Source organism: uncultured Sphingomonas sp. (genome assembly GCF_964250165.1).
In the GTDB taxonomy this organism is placed as follows: domain Bacteria; phylum Pseudomonadota; class Alphaproteobacteria; order Sphingomonadales; family Sphingomonadaceae; genus Sphingomonas.
The window spans coordinates 1-2,739 of sequence record NZ_CAXUEK010000144.1 but is presented as its reverse complement, the minus strand read 5'-3'; the positions used below and the strand labels follow the sequence as shown (position 1 = coordinate 2,739).

3 protein-coding genes and 1 pseudogene are annotated in these 2,739 nt (G+C 70.3%); all 4 read right to left on the bottom strand.

Annotated features, from left to right (window positions below; translation table 11 throughout):
• Positions 1 to 663: pseudogene (locus ACFE64_RS15545) on the bottom strand (hopanoid biosynthesis associated radical SAM protein HpnJ); the annotation flags it as partial.
• On the bottom strand, positions 660 to 1,808 hold the full coding sequence (gene hpnI / locus ACFE64_RS15540) for a bacteriohopanetetrol glucosamine biosynthesis glycosyltransferase HpnI (RefSeq protein ID WP_375393358.1): 1,149 nt from the start codon (positions 1,806 to 1,808) through the stop codon (positions 660 to 662). The pseudogene ACFE64_RS15545 and the gene hpnI, both read right to left, overlap by 4 nt.
• Positions 1,809 to 2,312: 504 nt before the next feature.
• On the bottom strand, positions 2,313 to 2,522 hold the full coding sequence (locus tag ACFE64_RS15535) for a hypothetical protein (RefSeq protein ID WP_375393357.1): 210 nt from the start codon (positions 2,520 to 2,522) through the stop codon (positions 2,313 to 2,315).
• A gap of 74 nt (positions 2,523 to 2,596) precedes the next feature.
• The coding region (locus tag ACFE64_RS15530; RefSeq protein WP_375393359.1) for a cold-shock protein at positions 2,597 to 2,739 on the bottom strand (143 nt) is incomplete at its 5' end.

The following is a 2,739-nucleotide window of genomic DNA, read 5'->3' as shown; positions in this document are numbered from 1 at the left end:
GATCGTCTGCGGCCACAGGCAGAAGGTGCAGCGGCTCTTGCAGCCGCGGCCGGTGTAGAACGACACATAGGGGTGGCGCAGATAGCCGCCGAAATATTTCTCGATCGTCAGATCGCGCTTGTAGACGGGCGAAACCATCGGCAGCGCGTCCATGTCCTCGATCATCGCGCGGTCGCGGTTGCGGACGAACGACCCGTCCGGCGCGCGCCAGGTAATGCCGTCGACCTCGGCGAGCGGCTTGCCCTCGGCAATCTCCAGGATCGTGAAATCATATTCCTCGCGCGCGACGAAATCGACATCGGGGGTGGCGGCAAGGCTCTTGTCCGGCTCGACCGCGACCTTGGCGCCGACGAAGCCGATCAGCGCCTGCGGGTTGCGCGCCTTGATCAGCGCGGCGGTGCGGATGTCCTGGTTGAAGCTGGGCGTAGAGGTGTGGAGGACTACCAGCTCCTTGCCGTCGACCTCGTGCGCGATGTCCTCCCAGCTCTGGTCGTGCGCGGGCGCGTCGATCAGGCGGCTGCCCGCCACCATCGCCGCGGGCTGGGCGAGCCAGGTGGGATACCAGAAGGAGCGGACCTCGCGCTTCATCTGGTAGCGTGCGCCGGCGCCACCGTCATAGCCGTCGAACGACGGCGCCTGGAGGAACAGCGTGCGCAGGGTCATTGGGGAAGCTCCGAGCCGGGGGCGATGCGGCCCCGCTGCGTTAACGTAAGCCGCGCGCCGCGCCAATCCACCCTGCGGACGGCGAACGATGCGAGGAAGACGCCGAACGACAGCAGGTCGCGGGCAGGCAGCATCCAGAGCGGCGCGGTGCGCGCCTCCGCCCAGCGATCGACCCGCCGCCACAGCAGCAGGCGGACGAGCAGCGCGGCGGCGAGCGCGGCGAGACCGGCGCGGGGCAGGACCAGACAGGCGAGCAGCGCGGGTGCGACCGGCTGGGTGAGCAGCAGGCCCGCATATTCCGGTCTCGACACGACATCGCGCACCGTCGCCGCCCAGCGCAGTTCTTGGCGCAGCAGCGCGGCGAGGCTCGGCTCGGTCGAGGCGTGGACGAGCAGCATGGGCGGGACAGCCACCGTCAGCCCCGTCGCGCGAACCGCCGCACCGAGCGCATGATCGTCCGCCAGCACGTCGGCGAAGGGGCGCAAGCCGCCGATCGCGGCGAGCGTCTCCCGCCGGAGTGCGATCGTCGAACCCATGCACACCCGCGCGTCGCCCAGCGACAGGCTGACGACAACGCTGGGCAGGAACCCGTACGAGACGGCCGCCGCCGCCAGCGTCGACCAGCCCCCCGCATCGCCACGGCCGCGATAGAGGCAGGTGACCGCGCCCACGCCGGGCTGCGCCAGCGCGGCGGCGACGCGGGCGAGGTAATCCGGTGCGACGCTCATGTCGCTGTCGCTGAGCACGAGCAGGTCGTGTTCGGCGGCGGGGAGCATGTTGACGAGGTTGCCGATCTTGGCGTTGGCGCCGTGCGCGGTCGCATCGACCACCGGGGTGACAGCCCGCCAAGGCCCCTGCGGCAGCGCGGTGGCGACGGCGATCGCGGGGTCGGCAGCGTCCGCCACGCCCGCGACCATCTGGACGGAGGCGGGCCAGTCCTGCGCGAGGAAGGTGGCGAGGTTGTCGGCCAGGCGCGGCTCCGGCCCATGGAGCGGCTTCAGCAGCGTGACGGGCTCGGCGGCGGCCGGCGGCGCGGGCGCGCGGCGGGCGAAACGGCCAACGGCGATCAGCGCGTGGATGCCATAGCCGATCCCAGCCGTTGCGAGGGCGAGCAGTGCCCAGCCGATGATCGTGCCCGCGGTCATGCGGTCGGTCTAGCGCCCGATCCGGTCGCGCTGAAGCCTGTCCTGCCGTATTGACTAGTGCCGGTTGTGACCAGTCCGGCTCGTCCGACCGCTCCTGTTCCGTCGCCCCGCGAAGGCGGAGAGCCAAGCTGATCCGCGCGATCCGAACACAGCATCTCGGCCCGCCTGGGTCGGGCTTGGATCCCGCCTGCGCGGGGATGACGCGGTGGGAGAAAGGCGACCAACGCGACCGGCTTCACCACTGGACCGGCCTCGGCTGCCCCGGGCTGATCGCAAACCGCTCTAAGGCCTGATCCAGCCGATTTGGATATAGCGCTTACCTACCCTCCCAAGTGGAGGACGGGGCCCGGTATCGAGGCATTCGCATCGGGACCCCGGCCTGCGTCGGGAGGCGAGCAAAAACATCAAAAAAGAAGCAGGCAGCGAGCCCAGGCGCCATCTACCTTGCGCAAAGGCAGTCGGGCATCGGGGCGATAGAGGCGTGAAGTCCGCGCCTCGGGTGGACTACTCCGCCGCGACCGGCACGATCGCAGCCACCGTCTCGCGGGCCTCGCGGGCATCGCGCATCGCCTCGGTCTTGCGGCTGCGGGTGGCCATCGCGGTCCAGGCGGCCTCGGCGCGCAGCGCGCGGTCGCGGACGTTGTCGAGGATCGCGTCGTCCGCCTCCTGGCGGCAGCGGCTGGCATGGGTGGTGAAGGTGTCGCTGTCGCGCATGGGCCGGCCTTGTTCGAGGAGGATACGACAGCATAGCGGGGACGTGCCGGAATGGCACGCCCCCGCCGCGCCGCTTATTCGGCGGGCTGAAGGTTGACCGCGCTCATCTTGCCGCGGCGATCCTCTTCCAGTTCGTAGCCGACGCGCTGATTCTGGTTCAGGGTGACCATGCCCGCGCGCTCGACGGCGGAGATGTGGACGAACGCGTCGTTGCCGC